The 16908-nt window shown below is 67.5% G+C and carries 13 protein-coding genes and 2 tRNA genes; 6 read left to right on the top strand and 9 right to left on the bottom strand.

Going from position 1 to position 16908, the window contains the following annotated elements:
* Positions 1–9: 9 nt before the first annotated feature.
* The 4 genes from lptF to AC3A5N_RS14115 all read right to left on the bottom strand — a co-directional run bounded on the left by lptF (position 10) and on the right by AC3A5N_RS14115 (position 4534).
* A complete protein-coding gene (gene lptF / locus AC3A5N_RS14130; RefSeq protein ID WP_487737964.1) occupies positions 10–1233 on the bottom strand; it encodes an LPS export ABC transporter permease LptF in 1224 nt (407 codons plus the stop codon).
* 83 nt (positions 1234–1316) lie between these two features.
* The gene (gene clpS / locus AC3A5N_RS14125) at positions 1317–1694 is read right to left on the bottom strand and encodes an ATP-dependent Clp protease adapter ClpS (protein WP_487737963.1); all 378 of its coding nucleotides are present in this window, start codon (positions 1692–1694) and stop codon (positions 1317–1319) included.
* A 179-nt stretch (positions 1695–1873) separates the two neighbouring features.
* Positions 1874–2545, bottom strand: a complete 672-nt coding sequence (locus AC3A5N_RS14120) for a phasin family protein (RefSeq protein WP_487737962.1) — start codon at positions 2543–2545, stop codon at positions 1874–1876.
* Between the two features lie 144 nt (positions 2546–2689).
* Positions 2690–4534, bottom strand: coding sequence for a PHA/PHB synthase family protein (locus AC3A5N_RS14115; protein WP_487737961.1), 1845 nt, complete (start codon positions 4532–4534; stop codon positions 2690–2692).
* A 125-nt stretch (positions 4535–4659) separates the two neighbouring features.
* Between AC3A5N_RS14115 and AC3A5N_RS14110 the strand changes: the two genes are divergently transcribed.
* The 3 genes from AC3A5N_RS14110 to AC3A5N_RS14100 all read left to right on the top strand — a co-directional run bounded on the left by AC3A5N_RS14110 (position 4660) and on the right by AC3A5N_RS14100 (position 7210).
* The gene (locus tag AC3A5N_RS14110) at positions 4660–5865 is read left to right on the top strand and encodes an LL-diaminopimelate aminotransferase (RefSeq protein ID WP_487737960.1); all 1206 of its coding nucleotides are present in this window, start codon (positions 4660–4662) and stop codon (positions 5863–5865) included.
* 162 nt (positions 5866–6027) lie between these two features.
* A complete protein-coding gene (locus AC3A5N_RS14105; RefSeq protein WP_487737959.1) occupies positions 6028–6447 on the top strand; it encodes a winged helix-turn-helix domain-containing protein in 420 nt (139 codons plus the stop codon).
* Positions 6404–7210, top strand: a complete 807-nt coding sequence (locus tag AC3A5N_RS14100) for a crotonase/enoyl-CoA hydratase family protein (RefSeq protein ID WP_487737958.1) — start codon at positions 6404–6406, stop codon at positions 7208–7210. Before AC3A5N_RS14105 ends, AC3A5N_RS14100 begins: the two co-directional genes overlap by 44 nt.
* Position 7211: 1 nt before the next feature.
* Here AC3A5N_RS14100 and AC3A5N_RS14095 read toward each other — a convergent pair whose 3' ends face one another.
* Positions 7212–7991, bottom strand: a complete 780-nt coding sequence (locus AC3A5N_RS14095; RefSeq protein ID WP_487737957.1) for a thioesterase family protein — start codon at positions 7989–7991, stop codon at positions 7212–7214.
* A 136-nt stretch (positions 7992–8127) separates the two neighbouring features.
* On the opposite strand from AC3A5N_RS14095, the gene AC3A5N_RS14090 reads away from it, so the two are divergent.
* Positions 8128–8201, top strand: a tRNA-Cys gene (locus AC3A5N_RS14090).
* 60 nt (positions 8202–8261) lie between these two features.
* A tRNA-Thr gene (locus AC3A5N_RS14085) sits at positions 8262–8337 on the top strand.
* 39 nt (positions 8338–8376) lie between these two features.
* Here the strand turns inward: AC3A5N_RS14085 and AC3A5N_RS14080 are convergent.
* Genes AC3A5N_RS14080 through AC3A5N_RS14065 form a run of 4 tightly spaced genes read right to left on the bottom strand, consistent with a single transcriptional unit; the run spans position 8377 to position 13987 of the window.
* Positions 8377–11049, bottom strand: coding sequence for a family 20 glycosylhydrolase (locus tag AC3A5N_RS14080; protein WP_487737956.1), 2673 nt, complete (start codon positions 11047–11049; stop codon positions 8377–8379).
* The gene (gene nagA, locus AC3A5N_RS14075; RefSeq protein ID WP_487737955.1) at positions 11042–12187 is read right to left on the bottom strand and encodes an N-acetylglucosamine-6-phosphate deacetylase; all 1146 of its coding nucleotides are present in this window, start codon (positions 12185–12187) and stop codon (positions 11042–11044) included. Before nagA ends, AC3A5N_RS14080 begins: the two co-directional genes overlap by 8 nt.
* Positions 12184–13224, bottom strand: a complete 1041-nt coding sequence (locus AC3A5N_RS14070) for an SIS domain-containing protein (RefSeq protein WP_487737954.1) — start codon at positions 13222–13224, stop codon at positions 12184–12186. The genes nagA and AC3A5N_RS14070 overlap by 4 nt, the downstream gene beginning before the upstream one ends.
* A 19-nt stretch (positions 13225–13243) precedes the next feature.
* Positions 13244–13987 carry a GntR family transcriptional regulator gene (locus tag AC3A5N_RS14065; RefSeq protein ID WP_487737953.1) on the bottom strand — a complete coding sequence of 248 codons (744 nt, stop codon included), beginning with the start codon at positions 13985–13987 and terminating at the stop codon, positions 13244–13246.
* 225 nt (positions 13988–14212) lie between these two features.
* On the opposite strand from AC3A5N_RS14065, the gene AC3A5N_RS14060 reads away from it, so the two are divergent.
* Positions 14213–16894 (top strand): TonB-dependent receptor, encoded by a 2682-nt coding sequence (locus tag AC3A5N_RS14060; protein WP_487737952.1) that lies wholly within the window; start codon positions 14213–14215, stop codon positions 16892–16894.
* Positions 16895–16908 lie beyond the last annotated feature (14 nt).

Here is a 16908-nt window from a genome sequence, read left to right as displayed (position 1 = left end):
GCCGGGCCGCTATTCGGCAGGGGCGAGGCTGGGGGCGCCCTGCCGCCGGCGGCCGAAGAGCTTGCGGATGCGCTTGGCCAGCTTGTCGAACGCGGTCTCAAGCGCCCCGATCGCCTGCCCGCCGGGCACGACCGCCACCTTGTAGTACATCCACAGGATCAGCGCGGCGAAGAGTGCGAAGGGGACCCACAGCGCGAGCACGGGTTCGAAGCGGCCGAGCGCGGCGAAGTCCTCCCCGTACTGGTTCACCTTGTGATAGGCCACGACCATCACGACCGAAAGGAACACGCCCAGCGCGCTGGTCGATCGCTTGGGCGGAATCGCCAGCGCCACTGCCAGCAGCGGCATCAACGCCATCATCACGACCTCGACCATGCGGAAGTTGAAGCTCGCCTGGCTCGCGTCGCGCTTGGCCTGGGTGGTCGTGTCGCTCCAGCCGATCTTGAGCAGCTCAGGCAGGATGTACTCGCGCTCGGCGTCGCCGCGTTCGCGGAACTGTTCGACCTGCGGCAGGTCGATCGGCAGATCGTGGCGCGTGAAGCTGAGCACGCGCGGGGTATTGCTGCCGGTATCCTGCACGATCGTGCCGTCGGTCAGCCGCAGGATGATCGTGTCGGGACTGTCGGTCGTAGCGAGGAAGGCGCCCTCGCGGGCCGAGATCGAGAGCACCTGGCCCTTGTCGTTGGCGACGCGGGCGAAGATGCCCTGGAGCCGCCGGCCCTGATCCTCGCTCTCCTCGATCCTGAGCGCCATCCGGTCGGCGAGCGTGGTGAACTCCCCGACCTTGATCGACGCGCCGAGCGCGCCCGAGCGCAGCTCGTACTCGAGCTGTTCGTAGTAATAGCGGCTCACCGGCTGGACGTAGAACACCAGCGCGACGTTCACCGCCATCAGCAGGGCGGTGATGATGTAGGGCACGCGCAGCAGCCGCCAGTAGCTGAGCCCGACCGCGCGCATGACGTCGAGCTCGCTCGATATCGCCAGCTTCCGGAAGGCGAGCAGGATGCCGAGCAGCAGGCCGAGCGGAATGGCGAGGCTGGCGTATTCGGGAATCAGCGCGCCGAGCATCTTGAACACGACGCCGATCGGGCCGCCTTCGACCGCGACGAAATCGAACAGCCGCAGCATCTTGTCGAGCAGCAGCAGCGAGGCCGCGATCGCGAACACCCCCAGCATCGGCAGGGTCACCAGCCGGAAGATGTAGCGGTCGAGAGAGGGGATGAAGTTGAACACGGGTCCCGAACGGCAGCTAGGTTTCAAGCGCTCTAGCGCGAATTTGCCGCCCGGTCATGCCTCCGATGCGCCGAATGCGACAGTCAGGCCTTCTCCAGCGTGCATTGCAACGGATGCTGGTTCTGGCGGGCGAAGTCCATCACCTGGTTCACCTTGGTTTCGGCGACCTCGTACGGGAAGATGCCGCAGACGCCCACGCCCCGCTGGTGGACGTGCAGCATCACCCGCGTCGCCTGCTCCAGGTCCATGCGGAAGAAGCGCTTGAGCACCATGACGACGAACTCCATCGGCGTGTAGTCGTCGTTCAGCATCAGCACCTTGTACTGGCTCGGCTTCTTCGGCTTGGCCTTGGTCTTGGTGGCGATGCCGAGCTGGCCATCGCCCGCACGGTCCGAATCATCGTCACCCGCGCTGCGCGGGCGCAAGTCGAGAAGGTGGTCGGTGGGGCGGGGGGTCGTCATGCGTGGGCAATATCGTATGGCAGGGGCGCATTCGCAAGATGGCGCGCGGCGATTGCACGCGGGTTGACGGCGCGGCGAAACGAAAAAGGAGCCGGCCAGCGTGTTGCTGACCGGCTCCCATATCAAGGCTCCGACGCGTAGGGAGAGGAGGTGTCGGAGCCTCGTGAAGTTTGCGGGGATCAGGCGGCCTTGCGGGCCTTCTCCATCGCCAGGCTCACGCGGCTCGAAAGCGGCGCGGCGACGTCGTTGGCGAGCTTGACCCAGACCTCGGTCGCCTTCGAAAGCTGCGCGACGGCGGCGTCGAAGTTGCGGCTGGCGATCTTGCCCTGGATCTGGACGAGCTCGGTCGGCGACTTCACCGCGGCGATTTCGCGGGCATCGGCGGTCAGAGTCTCGACCGCGGCCTTGCTCTCTTCGGCGGCCGTCTTCGTCAGGTCCTGCAGCGCGGCGGAGAAGATCCGGCCCGATTCAACGAACGCGTCGAAGTTGCCCTTGGTCAGCTCGCGCATCTCTTCGGCATATCCGGCGCCCTGCTCGTAGGCGCTCTTGGCGCGGGCCTGAAGCTCGGCGAGACCTTCGGTCATCTGTGCGGTGTAGTCGGTGGTCTTGGTCATGGCGGGTTCCTTGGAAATCGGTTTGCTGGCGGCTTTCGCCGCAGGCTTGCGCGCGGGCGCCGCCTTCTTCGCGGCGACTTTGGTCACGGTCTTCTTCGGCTTCGGCGCCACCTTGGCCGCAGGAGCAGCCGCGGCAGGGGCCGCCTCGTCGGTCTTCACCTCGGCCTTCGTGGCAGAGGCTTCGGCATAGGCCTTCTCGGCCGCCGCATCGGTCTTCGCTTTGGGCTCGGTAGCCATTGCGGTCATCCTGTGCCTGCGGGCGCAATGCCCTTCATGTTGCAGTGCACAAAATAGCTACTGCAAGCGCGAAGTCAACATGATTTTGTGCAGTGCACAATTAGTCACATAGCCTCGGCTGGCGCGGGGCAGCGGGGGCAACTCTCACCGGGCCTTCACGTACCGCCCCGGGGCATCCTCGATCACCCGATCGCCTCTGGCGCCCGGCTTGCGCTTGCCACTGGCGGGGACGCGCGCCGCGTCGTGCGCTTCCAGCCAGGCCCGCCAGTGCGGCCACCAGCTCCCGGGGTGCTCGGTCGCGCCTTCGATGAATTCCTCCAGCGATCCCGCCGCGCTGTCGCCGGTCCAGTGCTGATACTTGTTCGCCGCGGGCGGGTTGACGACGCCGGCGATATGGCCGGAGCCTGCGAGGACGAAGGTGGTGTCGCCGCGGAAGTGGCGGGTCGCCCGCCAGACGCTTTCGGCAGGGGCGATATGGTCCTCGCGCCCCGCCTGGATATAGGCCGGGGTCTGGACTCGCGTGAGGTCGATCGGCGTGCCGTCGGCGACCAGCGCGTCGGGCACGACCAGCTTGTTGTCGCGGTAGAGGTCGCGCAGGTAGGCGCCGTGCCAGGCCGCGGGCAGGTTGGTAACGTCGCCGTTCCAGTGGAGCAGGTCGAACGCCGGATAGTCCTCGCCCAGCAGGTAGTTGCTGACCACGTAGTTCCAGATCAGGTCGCGGCTGCGCAGGGCGTTGAAGGTCGCGGCGAGATAGCGCCCGTCCAGGTAGCCCTCCGGCGCGAGCTTGCCGATCATCTCGATCTGCTGGTCGCCGACGAAGTTGAGCAGCTCGCCCGCCTTCTCGAAATCGACCTGCGCGGTGAAGAACGTCGCGCTCCTGACTTTCTCCGCCTCTCCCCGCCGGGCGAGCACCGCCAGCGTCGCCGCGAGCGTGGTGCCGGCGACGCAGTAGCCGATCGTGTGCACTGCCGGCAGGTCGAGCCGGGCGCACACATGATCGATCGCGTCGATCTGCGCGCGGACATAGTCGTCCCAGGTCACGTCCTTCATGCTCGCGTCGGCCGATTTCCAGCTGACCACGAAGACGCTGAGGCCCTGTTCCACGGCCCACTTGATGAAGCTCTTCTTCGGCGTGAGATCGAGGATGTAGAAGCGGTTGATCCACGGCGGGAAGATCACCAGCGGCACCGCGAGAACCTGCTCGGTCGCCGGACTGTACTGGAGGAGCTGGTAGAGCGGGGTCTCGTACACGACCTTCCCGGGCGTCGTGGCGATGTTCTCCCCCAGCGCGAAGGCGTCCGAATCGGTATGGGTGAGCTGACCGCGCCGGAGATCGTCGATCAGGTGGCGCATGCCTTTCACGAGGTTCTGCCCGCCGGTTTCGATCGTGCGCCGCAGCACTACCGGGTTGGTCGCAAGGAAATTGTCGGGGCTCATTGCCTGCAGCAGCGTGTGCGTGGCGAATTCGAGCTGCGTGCGCTGCTCCTCCGGCATGCCCTGCACGCTCCTCGCAGCGTGAACGACATAGTCGGCGAGCATGAGATAGGTCTGGTGAAGCAGCAGATAGGCCGGATGCTCCTGCCATGCGGGATCCGCGAAGCGCCGGTCCTTCCGCGGCAGTTCGAGTTCCGCGCTCTCGCCGTCGGGGGCAGAGCCGAGCATCGCCTGAGCCACGCCCTGCCAGAGCTGCAACCCTTCGGTCATGAGCTTCTGCGCGGTTGCCGGATCGGGCGCAGGACCAGCGCTCGCCCATCCCTGCGCCAGCAGCGCCCACTGTGCCGGATCGAAGGGATTCGCGGGGTCCGGGCCTTTCGCGAGCCGTTCCTCGGCAAAGTCGAGCCACATCGCGCGCAGTTGCTCGGCCGTCTCGGCCCATTGTCCCGTCGCGCCCGGCTGCTGCGCCTCGGGCGCGAACCGGCCGAACATCTCGCGCATCATCTCGCCTTGCATGTCGAAGAAGGCGGCGAAAGGATCCTGCCGATCGGCCATCGATGCGCTCCTGAAGGTCGGCCTCGGTCGGTGATAGCGAAAAGCGCTTTCCACTGCGACCGCTATTCCGTTAGGTTCGCGGCGTCGCGAGGAAGGCTCGCGCCCCGCCATCAGAGACGAGGTCGATGCATACCGATTTCTACCGCATGAAGCGCCTGCCGCCCTACGTGATCGCCGAAGTGAACGCGATGCGGCACGAGGCGCGGCGAGCGGGGCGTGACATCATCGATCTCGGCATGGGCAATCCCGACCAGCCGCCGCCGCAGCACGTCGTCGACAAACTGTGCGAAGTCGCGGCCAAGCCCGACGCGCACGGCTATTCGCAATCGAAGGGCATTCCCGGGCTGCGCCGCGCGCAGGCGAATTACTACGGCCGCCGCTTCGGGGTAGATCTCGATCCCGAGACCGAAGTTGTGGTGACCATGGGCTCGAAGGAAGGTCTCGCCAGCCTCGCCACTGCGATCACCGCGCCGGGCGACGTCGTGCTCGCGCCCAACCCGAGCTACCCGATCCACACGTTCGGCTTCATCATCGCCGGGGCGACGATCCGCAGCGTGCCGACCACGCCGGACGAGAACTATTTCCGCAGCCTCGAGAAGGCGATGCACTTCACCGTGCCGCGCCCGAGCGTGCTGGTGGTCAACTACCCCTCGAACCCCACCGCCGAGGTGGTCGACCTTGCGTTCTACGAGCGGCTGGTCGCCTGGGCGAAGGAGAACAAGGTCTGGATCCTGTCCGATCTCGCCTATTCGGAGCTTTACTTCGATGGCAACCCGACGCCCTCGATCATGCAGGTCAAGGGCGCGAAGGACGTCGCGGTCGAGTTCACCTCGATGTCGAAGACCTACTCGATGGCCGGCTGGCGGATGGGTTTCGCGGTCGGCAACCGGCATCTGATCGCAGCGATGTCGCGGGTGAAGTCGTATCTCGACTACGGCGCGTTCACCCCGATCCAGGCCGCGGCCTGCGCGGCGCTCAATGGCCCGCAGGACATCGTCGAAACCAACCGCCAGCTCTATCACAAGCGGCGCGACGTGATGGTCGAGGCGTTCGGCCGCGCGGGTTGGGACATTCCGCCGCCACCCGCCTCGATGTTCGCCTGGGCCCCGCTGCCGCCGGCGCTCAAGGAAATGGGCAGTCTCGAATTCTCCAAGCAGTTGCTGATCCATGCCGACGTCGCCGTGGCGCCGGGCGTCGGCTACGGCGAGGAGGGCGAAGGCTACGTCCGCATCGCCATGGTCGAGAACGAGCAGCGCCTGCGCCAGGCCGCGCGCAACGTGAAGCGCTACTTCGCCTCGCTCGGCCTCAACACGGTCGCGCACACCGGCTGACATTCCGCGCGGCAAAATGCCGCCGGATCGGACCGACTGCACGTTGACGGCCCGATCCGCCCGTTCCTAGCATCCTCCAGTAAAACAACGGGTCGGGGGATGTATGGGTAGCGCTGGGGCGGTGGGTTCGTGATGTGGTGCGCGCCGGACATGGAGCGGCCGGTGCTGCCGCGCCGCCTCCCCGCCGGGCCGGTCATGCTGGACCTGTTTCACCGGGACGGGCTCGTGCGCGGCCGCTGGCTGCGGCTCCATCCGCGCGAGTTCGAGGTGCTCTGGCACCTCGCCGAATGCGCGCCCGAGCCGGTCTCGCAGGACCGCCTGCTGCGCGACGTCTGGCGGCTGGACTTCGATCCGGAGACGAATCGCGTCGCGGTGGCTATCTGCCGCATTCGCGCCAAGATGCGCGCCGTGGGCCTCCGCGGGCTGATCGCGACGATCCCGGAGCGCGGCTATCTCCTCCGGGCTGGCGCGGAAGCGCTGGACAGCCTCTCGCGCTTGGGCAACGATGGCGCCATCCAATCGGCGGCAGGTGACGGCAATGGGGTTTCGGGAAAACGATCGGATCTCGATCGATCTGGGTAGCGACGGCGTGGCGCAGGTCCGCCTGACGCGGCCCGACAAGATGAACGCGCTCGACCCCGAGATGTTCGCCCGCCTGATCGAAGCCGGGCAGGCACTGCACGAGATGAAGGGTCTGCGGGTGGTCGTCCTCTCGGGCGAAGGCCGCGCCTTCTGCGCGGGGCTCGACCTGTCGAACTTCGCGAAGGCCCCCGATCCGGACGGGCCGCGGATCACCGACCGCACGCATGGCAACGCCAACATGTTCCAGCAGGTCGCCATGCAATGGCGCAAGTTGCCGGTGCCCGTGATCGCGGCGGTCCACGGTGTCTGCTTCGGCGGCGGCCTGCAGATCGCCAGCGGGGCCGACATCCGCGTCGCCGCGCCCGATACGCGCATGGCGGTGATGGAGATGAAGTGGGGGCTCGTCCCCGACATGGGCGGTTACGCTCTCTGGCGCGGCCTCGTGCGCGAGGACGTGCTGCGCGAACTCGTCTATACCAACCGTGAATTCACCGGGGAGGACGCGCTCGGCCTGGGTTTCGCCACCCATGTCGATCCCGACCCGCTCGCCCGCGCCACCGCGATCGCCGCCGAAATCGCCGGCCGCAATCCCCACGCGATCCGCGCCGCCAAACGGCTCGCCGCCGCCATGGTCGAGCGCACGACCGACGAGATCCTGCTCCAGGAAAGCATGGAGCAGCACAAGATCATGCGCACGCCCAACCAGGTCGAAGCGGTCATGGCCGGAATGGAAAAACGCCCCCCGAATTTCGCGGACGTTTGATCTACCCGAAGATAGCCGCCGCCTGCATTCCTTCGAGCATCTGCCGCCCGTCCGCATTCCACAGCCGCAGCCGCTCCGACGAATAGCCGTGGTCCGCATGCTGGCTGGCGTTCTCCGACAGCCACCAGCCGTCGCGGGTCGCAGGCGCGGGATCGAGCACGTTGAACGACCAGTTGATCGAGCTGACCGGCCCCTGCCGCTGCATGGCGCGCATGGCGCCGGGCGGCAGCACATCGCCCATCAGGATCAGCTCGGAAATCGGATCGAGCACCCCCTGTTCGGTCAGCCGCGCCCAGCGCCGCACGACCGGCGCACCGGGGCCGCGCTCGTCCTGCGCGCGCCGAAGCTCGAAGTTGTAGCGGATGAAGGCCGGCCCCTTGTCAGTCATCACCGGCTCGGCGTCCTCGGGCGCGCCGGGCCAATCGTTCGGCTCGGCCGCGGGGTGGACGGCGTTCGGCTCCCGCGCGGTGCCGAACAGCCAGAACGCCGTGAGCGCGCAGGCGCCCTCGCACCAGATCTCGCTCCGTACCTGCGCGACGTTGCGGCCCTGCCGCACGATCTCGCGCTTCAGCTCGATCTCCCCCCCGACCGGTGCCACGAACGCGACTTGCCCCGCGCGCAGCGGTGGCAGGTCGGCGAAGGCGCGGACGACGGCGGTATAGGCGACGAGCGTCGACGCCCCGCCGTAGAGTGTGCGCCCCTGCATCCAGGCGTCCGCCTGCGAGAGGTTGGCGGGGCCGCCGGCGGCGGTGACGGGATCGATCAGGCTGGCAATGCTCATGCCGGCAAGCATTTACGGCTTCCCCGGGCGGGGTCCAGACTGACGTTACGGAAGGCCGGTCACCTAACCGATTGCCTTGGCGCGGCCGACTCGCTAGGGGGCCGCTTCCGTCCGTGTCGGCGATGCGGATGGACGAGGCCCGATGGCGGAGTGGTTACGCAGAGGACTGCAAATCCTTGCACGCCGGTTCGATTCCGGCTCGGGCCTCCACTCTTCGCGAAGCAAGGCATTGCGGCCCGCCCGCCGTGCCGATAAAGGGCCGCGATCAGTGCCGCTTTAGCTCAGTTGGTAGAGCACATCATTCGTAATGATGGGGTCAGGTGTTCGAGTCACCTAAGCGGCACCATTTTCCAAAATCGTTGTTGGACGGCCGGCGGACCGGCGGTCACTCGGCTCGTGTCACCCGTTCGCCGGCGGCGATCTTGACGGTGAACGCGCGGCCGTAAGGTCCGTCCGCCGCGAGTGCGGTGCGCAATTGGACTTCGCCGTCCGGTCCGGATTCGCACCTCTCCAGATCGGTCCACCCCGTTCCGCCGTCGCACTGGATCAGCAGGCCGGGGATCGCGACTCTAGTCTGCAACCCGCCGTCGGCGCGCACCACGCCTACCGTCGGCAGCCGGAAGCTCCAGCCGGATGCGGCGAGCTTGGGCAGTTCCTTCGTGCCCACGATGCTGGCGAAGCGGTTCCAGTCGGCGGCCATGGCGGCGCGGCGGTCGGCACCGATCAGCGGGTCGCCGAAACCGATCCGTGCGCCCGAATGGTCGTAAGGCACTTCCCACGACGGGCGGTGCCAGGCGCGTTCGGCAAGCGCGAACATGCGCGGGAAGAGCTGATATCCCAGCGTTTCGCGGTCGCGGATCGTCTCGGTCCAGAGATGGCCCTGAATGCCGGTGAACGCGCGGCCTTCGTCGAGCGGACGGTGCGCGGCGTCGCCGCCGCCCGGTCGGTCGTCGATCGTCAGCGCGCGCTCGTCGCGGTCGCGCCAGTAGGCAGCGAGGGCGGGCAGGTTCCCGGGCATCATCGAGAACAGCTTGCGCGTCGGCGCGCGGCGGATCGCCCAATCGTATCCGCCTTCGTCGGGGTGGGCGGAATAGGGCATGTCGAAATAGAGCGCGTCGGGAATCGAGAGGACCACGTCCCAGCCCAGATTTGCATGTCGGTGCGCGGTCAGCGCGCCGCCGCCGGCCAGCGTTCCCCAGACGTTGGACTGAACGCGATCGGGCAGCGCGGCCGGATCCACGTGCGACAGACCATCGCTCCATGCCGCGGGGATCACGCCCCGGTCGGCTACCATCTTCGCCACGCGCGCGATGAAGTAGCCGCCCAGATCCTCGAGCTTCGAAGGGCCTTCGCCGCTGGCGAGGAGTTCCCGGCAGATCGGCGATTCGACCCAGGCGCCCGCGGTTTCGTCGGCGCCGATGTGGTAGCGCTCCAGCGGCGCTCCGGCCTGCTCGTGCATCGCGATCAGGCGGTCGAGCACATGCCCGACGAACCGGTATGTCGAGGGGCGGCAGACGTTGATCGTATTATCCGAATAGTGCTGGATCGAACGATAGCGGGTCGTGTCCGCCGGATCGGACAGGAGGAATCGCGCCGCCTCTTCCTCCGGCTGCCCCGCGGCGATCAGCTTGCGGTAGCGCGCGTCCATCGCCCGGACCGCCGCCCGCGAGTGGCCCGGCATGTCGAGCGAGGGAATGACCTCCACCTGCCGCTCGGCGGCGTAGCGGAGCAGGCCCACATAGTCCTCGGCGGAGAGGTAGCCGCTTCCCGACCCCTCGGCGAGCGGGCCGCTGCCGAGCTGGGGCAGCAGGCACTCGTCTTCTTCCAGGTCGTGGCACCGCCGGGCGCCGACTTCGGTCAGTTCGGGCAGGCCCTCGATGGCGAGCCGCCATCCTTCGTCGTCGGCGAGATGGAGGTGGAGCCGGTTGAGCTTGTAGGCCGCCATCTGGTCGATAAGCGCGCGGATCGTTTCGGGCCCGTGGAAATTGCGCGCGATGTCGAGATGCAGCCCGCGGAAGCCGAAGCGCGGGGAATCCTCGACCGCGAGCGCCGGGACGTCGCGATGGCCGGGGCGCATCAGCGCCGCGAGGCTCTGCACCGCATAGAAGGCGCCTGCGGTGTCGCTCGCGGCGATCGAGACGGCCTCGCCCGTGATCCGCAACCGGTACGCCTCGGGCCCCAGTGCGGGATCGGTTTGGACGACGAGCGGAATGCCGTCACCGACCTGAGGAACGCCGAGCGCCTCCAGGCGCGCCATGGCCGGCGCCAGCGCGGCGGTCAGGCGGGCGTCGCCCCGGAGGGTGAGACCGCGCGCGAGATCGAGCCTCGCGCCGTCCGGGTCGCGCTCGACCTGGCTCGGCGTGGGGATGATCCCGCTATCCACCGCTTCGGCGACGAACGCCACGCCGCGATTCTCGGCGCCGACCAGTTCGGGAGTCTCCAGCGGCGTCAGGTCGCTGCTCGATCGGCGCACCGAGCCGGGTAGCGGCGCAAGATGCGGCAGCCACTTGCGGCCCTGATAGGGCCCCGCCACCTCGCGCGTGCTGTCGATGATCGCCGTGCCGCCTTGCGGATCGACGACGTAGTAATTGGGCATGACCTTGGCCCGGGTGAGGATCAGTCCGCGGACCACGAAGGCGACGCGGCGGCTCTCGCCTGGCTGGAGCGGCGGCGCATCCGAGGCGAAGCGCAGGACGTGGAGATCGCCGTTCACGTGCTTCACATGCGCGCCGTCATCCGCGGTGAGCGCGACGGGGTCGATCTGGCTGAAATAGATTTCGCGCCCGGCAAGTGCGAGCGGGCGCGCGGCGCTCAGGACGATCTCCGCCTCGGCGCAGGGCTGGTCCCCGCTGACCCGGCCGTCGGGAAGCCGGCACGATCCCTCGCCGCGATTGGCACGCACGCGATAGGTGAGATCGAGCTCGGCGCCGATGGCCGCGGCGTCGCCTGCGGGCGTCTGACGCTGGGTGTCGGCGAATGCCGGGGGCGACAGCGCACCGGTTCCGGCGACCAGCGCAAACAGTGCGATCGCCGCCCCGGGTTTCCTCAAGTCAGCCATGAACCTTGCGCCCTCCGATCCAGGTCGAGTGCAGTTGCAATCCGGCGCCGAGCACCACGAAATCGGCGCGCGCACCCTCGCGCAGCGCCCCGTAGTCGCCTTCGCGCCCGAGGAACGCCGCGGGGTGGGTCGATGCCATCGCCGCCGCCTGCGCCAGATCGACGCCGAGAGTCTCGACCGCATTGCGCAGGGCGCGGGCCATATCGAGATCGGAGCCGGCGAGGGTGCCGTCGTCGGCGCGGCAGGTGCCCGCCTCGACATGGATGCGGCGGCCCTGGAGATAGAAGCAGCCGTCCTCCATCCCGACCGAGGGCATGGCGTCGGTCACCAGCATGAAGCGGTCGAGCGGCTTGCATCGCAGCGCGAGACGCAAGGTGACGGGTGAGACGTGGTGCCCGTCGACGATCAGCCCGCACCAGCTTTCGAGATCCTCCAGCGCTGCGCCGACGACGCCGGGCTCGCGGCTGGTCAGCGGCGACATCGCGTTGAACAGATGGGTGAAGCCTGTGACCCCCGCGTCAAGCGCCGCGCGCATCGCCTCGTAAGTCGCGTTGGTATGGCCGGCGCAGACGCGCACACCGCGGTTCCGCAGCGCGCGGATCACCGGCGGGCCGGCCTGCTCGGGCGAGAGCGTCACGACCGTCGTCCCCCCACGCAGGCGCGACATCAGCTCGACGTGCTCTTCGAGGAAGGGGCGGAACTTGGTCTCGTCGTGCACGCCCTTGCGGTCGGTGCTGAGAAAAGGCCCCTCCAGATGGATGCCGATCACACCGGGAACGCCCTCGGCGATAGCAAGCTCGACCGCCTCGATCGCGGCGGCGACTTTGTCGAGCTCGTCGCTGATCAGCGTCGGCAGCAGCGCGGTCGTGCCGAAGCGCGCGTGGGTTTCGGCAATGGTGCGGATCGCCGCGACCGATGGATCGTCGTTGAACAGCACCCCGCCGCCGCCGTTGACCTGAATGTCGACGAAGCCGGGCAGGAGATGCGCACCGTCGAGCTCGATCCGCTCGGCGCCCCCGGGCACTTCCGATTCGTCGACGATCCCAGCGATCCGATCGCCTTCGACCACCACGCCGCGCCCCTCCAGGAAGCGCCCGCCGACGAGGATCTTGCCGCCGACCAAAGCTTTCACAGTCATGTCGTCTCCGTGATCTTGCTGAGGTGCGGCGGGGAATCCGGGTTCTCGCCCAGCGCTACCGCACGCCGGTTGACGAGGCGATAGAACGATTGGGCGAGCAGGATCGGTTGCAGGCGCGGGTCGCCGGCCAGCGTCGGCAGCGTCAGGCATCCGCGCGCCGCAGCCCCGGCGATGATCACTTGGGCGCCCATTTCCGCGAGCTTCTCGGCGGTTTCCACGACGTTGCCGGCGGTCGCATCGTGCTGCACCAGCGCGAGCACGGGGAAGCCCGGGCGGACGATCGCGGCCGGGCCGTGCAGGACTTCGGCCGCGCTGTAGGCTTCGGCGTGGATGCGGCAGGTTTCCTTGAACTTGAGCGCGGCCTCCTGCGCCACGCAGAGCCCGATGCCGCGCCCGATGACGAACAGGCTCTGCGCGCCGGCCAGCTTCTCGTCCGCCGCGCTCCAGTCGAGCTCCCATGCTCGGCTCATTCGCTCGGGCAGCGCCGCGAGCGCGGACTGCAGTTCCTCGTCCCCCGTCCAGGCGGCCACGATCCGGGCGATCATCGCGAGCGAGGCGAGGTAGGACTTGGTCGCGGCGACCGACGTCTCGGGAAAGGCATGGAGCGGCGCCACGTGATCGGCCAGCCCGGCGAGCGGCGACGCAACCTGGTTCACCAGCGCAACCAACCGTGCCCCGCCCTCGCGCGCGCTGTCTGCCGCGGCAATGATGTCGGGGCTGCGGCCGGATTGCGATATCGCGAGGCAGGCCGCCCGCTCGAGCGCGCTCTCGGCGTCGTAGAGGGAACTCACCGAGGGGGCCCAGGAGACCACCGGCACGCCGGCCGCCGTCTCCACCAGATACTTGGCGTAAGTCGCGGCGTGATCCGAGCTTCCGCGCGCGACCGTGGCGATCAGTCGCGGCTCGAGCGCGCGCAAGGCCGTGCCGATCTCCGCGATCGCCTCGGCCGAATCGACGGCCTGGCACGCGACGCAGGCGTGCGCCTCGCCGGCTTCGGCGAACATCAGCGTGGCGCTTTCGCGGGCGGTCTGGGTCATTTCGCGATCCTGCCCCGTGTCAGTGGCCGAGATTGAGTTCGGCGACGAAGTCGTAGGCGTCGCCGCGATAGTAGGAACGCGTCCACTCGACCGCGGCGCCGGCCGCGTTGAAGCCGATGCGCTCGATGAACAGCCCGGCGCTGCCGGGTTCGACCAGCATCAGCTCCGCCTGTTCCTCGGTAAAGAGCACCGCGCGCAGCCGCTGGAGCGCACGGACCGGGCGCTGATTGCGGGTGCGAAGCGCCTCGTAGAGCGAATCCTCCACCGCATGTTCGGACGGCAGGCATGCCGCGGGAACGGTTGCATATTCGAGCGCCATCGGGACCTTGTCGGCGCAGCGGAGGCGGTGGAAGCGCAGCACCGCCGTGCCGGGGCTGAGCGACAGGCTGAGCGATTCCTCGGGCGTGACCAGCCCGCGCTCGCGCACCAGCCAGTCGCTGTGGACCTTGCGTCCGCGCGAGACCATGTCCTCGGTGAACGAGGTCAGCGTGGCGAAGCTCTTCTCCACGCGGCCGGCGACGAACGTGCCCGATCCGCGCTTGCGGACGAGCAAGCCGTCCTCGACCAGTCCGTCGATCGCCTTGCGCACGGTGACTCGCGAGATCTCGAGCGTCTCGGCGATGTCCCGTTCGGACGGGAGCGGGTCGTCGGCATCCCACTGGTTCGACTCGATCGCGCCCCGCAGGACCTTGGTGAGCCGCTGGTACAGCGGTGTCCCGGTCGTGGTATTGAAGGTGCTCTTGAGGCCCTGAAGTGCGTTCACCCGCCCAAATCCCTGAAAGTTGTCGCTTATTGCCGTTCCAGCACGAAACCACCGACAAAGCCATATAAGACCAATATTACCAATTCGCTTCAAAAACAACTATTGGTTATAGTTTGGTATTGCAATTGGCAACAAGGTTGTCCTACACAACGCTGCAGGAGAACCGACCGCCGGTTCCGGAGTGGGAAGGGCTCCGCGGCAGCGTCGGACAAAGGGGAGGAAGCGATGAGGAAGTCCGTAGCATGGGTGCTTGGTGTTTCGACGTTCGCGCTGAGCGGCGGCGCTGCTCTGGCGCAGGAGACCGACCCGGCACCGCCTGAGGGCACGACCGGCGAGCCGATCGTGGTCACCGGCATCAGGGCCTCGCTCGCCGAGGCGGTCGACACCAAGCGCAACGCCGACGCCATCGTCGATGCGATCGCCGCCGAGGACATCGGCAAGTTCCCCGACCGCAACGTCGCCGAATCGCTCCAGCGCGTCCCCGGCGTGGTGACCAACCGCGAATATGGCGAGGGCGAGCGCGTCTCGCTGCGCGGGCTCGCGCCCAACCAGACGCGCACGCTGGTCAACGGCCATGCGGTCGCCACCGCGGACTGGTTCATCCTCGATCAGCAACAGGCGACCCGGAACTTCAACTATCTGGTGCTGCCCTCGGACGTCGTCGGGGAGATCCAGGTGTTCAAGAGCCCGACTGCCGACATCGAGGAAGGCGGCATCGGCGGCACGATCAACGTGCTGACGCGCAAGCCGCTCGATCTCGATCGCTTCGTCGCCGCGCTTTCGGTCGAGGGCGCCTATACCGAGAAGGCCGACTCGCTCGATCCCCAGATCTCGGGCGTCGTGAGCTGGTCGAACGAGGCCGGCACCTTCGGCATCCTCGCCGCCGGCGTCTTCCAGCAGCGCGAAGTGCGCCGCGACGGCATCGAGGTGCTCGGCTACGATCCCGGGCTCGACCCCACCGGCCAGGGCCGTCAGGTGCCGGTGCTGATCGGCTCGGCGCTGTTCCTCCAGAAGCGTGAGCGCCTCGGCGGCAATCTCGAGATCCAGTTCCGCCCGAGCGACAATCTGGAGTTCGGCATCAGCGGGCTGTGGACGCGCTTCAACGCCAACAACACCAACTACAACTTCCTCGCCTGGCCTTCGCGCTCGGGTCTCGGCGGCGGAACCACCGAATTGACCGACGAGACGGTGGTCGGTGACACCATCGTCGCGGGCACGATCCGTAACGTCGGAGAAGCCGGCGGTTTCGGGCAGGTCTACGACATCATCGACCGCGAGGCCTATGCCGAGTCGCGCTATATCGCGGGCAACTTCTCCTACGAAACCGACGGCGGCCTCACGCTCAGCGGGCAGCTCGGCTATACCGACGCTGACGGCGACACCGTGCGCCAGCCGTTCGTGGAATTCCTCGGTTCTAGCGATTTCAGCTACGACCTGACCGGCGATGCGCCGACCGTATCGTTCGAGAGCGTCGACCCGACCAACCCGGACGACTTCGCCTTCGAATTCGCCTCGAACCATTCGATCGGCAACGACGACAGCGAGTTCTTCGCCTACTTCGATGCCGAACAGGAAGTCGCGCTCGGGGTGCTCGAAGCGATCAAGGTCGGCGTCAAGTACACCGACCACAGCCGCAAGACCGACTTCCAGGCGACCACCTACGGCGGCTTCTTCGTCCCGTTCCGCGACAGCGGCTGCGACGGCGGCGTCTGCACCGCGGGCTCGTTCGGCGGCGGGCTGACCCCCGACGACTACCTCGACAATATTGCGATCTCGGGCACGCTGACCGACTACTTCCTGCCTGATCCCGCGCGCATCCGCGACCTGATCGGCAGCTTCCCCGCCTCGACCGAGCGGCTTCCGCTCTACTCGGAGATTTTCTCGGTCGATGAGAAGACCTACGGCGGCTACGTCATGGGGCGCCTCGCAGGCGAAGGATGGCGCGGCAATCTCGGCGTGCGCCTGGTGCGGACCGATCAGGTCTCGCGCGGCTTCGTCCAGGGCGCCGAAGGGCCCGGTCAGGTCTCGAACGCCTTCGGCGACTTCCTCCCGGTGACCGAGGAGCGCAGCTACACCGACATCCTGCCGAGCCTGAACCTCGCGTTCGACCTGACCGACGACCTGATCCTGCGCGCGGCTGCGGCACGGACCATCACCCGACCGGACTTTACCGATATCGCTCCGCGCGTCGCGCTCAACCCGGGCGCGCTGACCGGTTCGGGCGGCAACGCCGACGTCCAGCCGTTCCGAGCTAACCAGTTCGATCTGTCTCTCGAATATTACGCACCGAACAACGCGCTGTTCGCCATCGCGCTCTACTACAAGGACGTGCAGAACTTCGTCACCGACCGCATCGTCAACGAGGTCTTCTCGATCGAAACCAGCGCACCCGACTTGACCCGCTGCGTTCCGACGCCGGGCTCGACCAATCCCGATCTCTACGACTGCGAGTTCGCGATCAACCGGCGCACGAACGGCGGCACGGCCGAAGTGAAGGGATTCGAGCTGATCGCCCAGACCCCGCTGTTCGGCAATTTCGGCATCAACGCGAACTACAGCTTCTCGGATGCCAAGACCGACAGCGGCGATCCGATCCCGGGCAATTCGAAGCACGCGTTCCAGGTCGGCGGCTATTACGAAGACGAACGGCTCAGCGCGCGGCTGACCTACAACTGGCGCGACGACTTCTTCCTCACCTTCGACCGCGCCTCGCCGCTCAACCAGAAGGGCTTCGGATCGCTCGACGCCTCGCTCGACTTCAGGCTGACCGAGTGGGCGAGCTTGACCTTCGATGCGGTCAACCTCACCAACGAGAAAATCCGCCAGTTTGCGGGCGAATCTTTCCGCCCCCGCGCGATCTACGACAACGGCCGCTACTTCTTCTTCGGCGCCCGTTTCGAGTATTGACGGGCTGGGTTTCC

This window comes from Pelagerythrobacter sp. Soil_C_18 (assembly GCF_057657235.1).
Note: the sequence above shows the minus strand (reverse complement) of the source record. Positions and strands in the feature narration are given on the sequence as shown.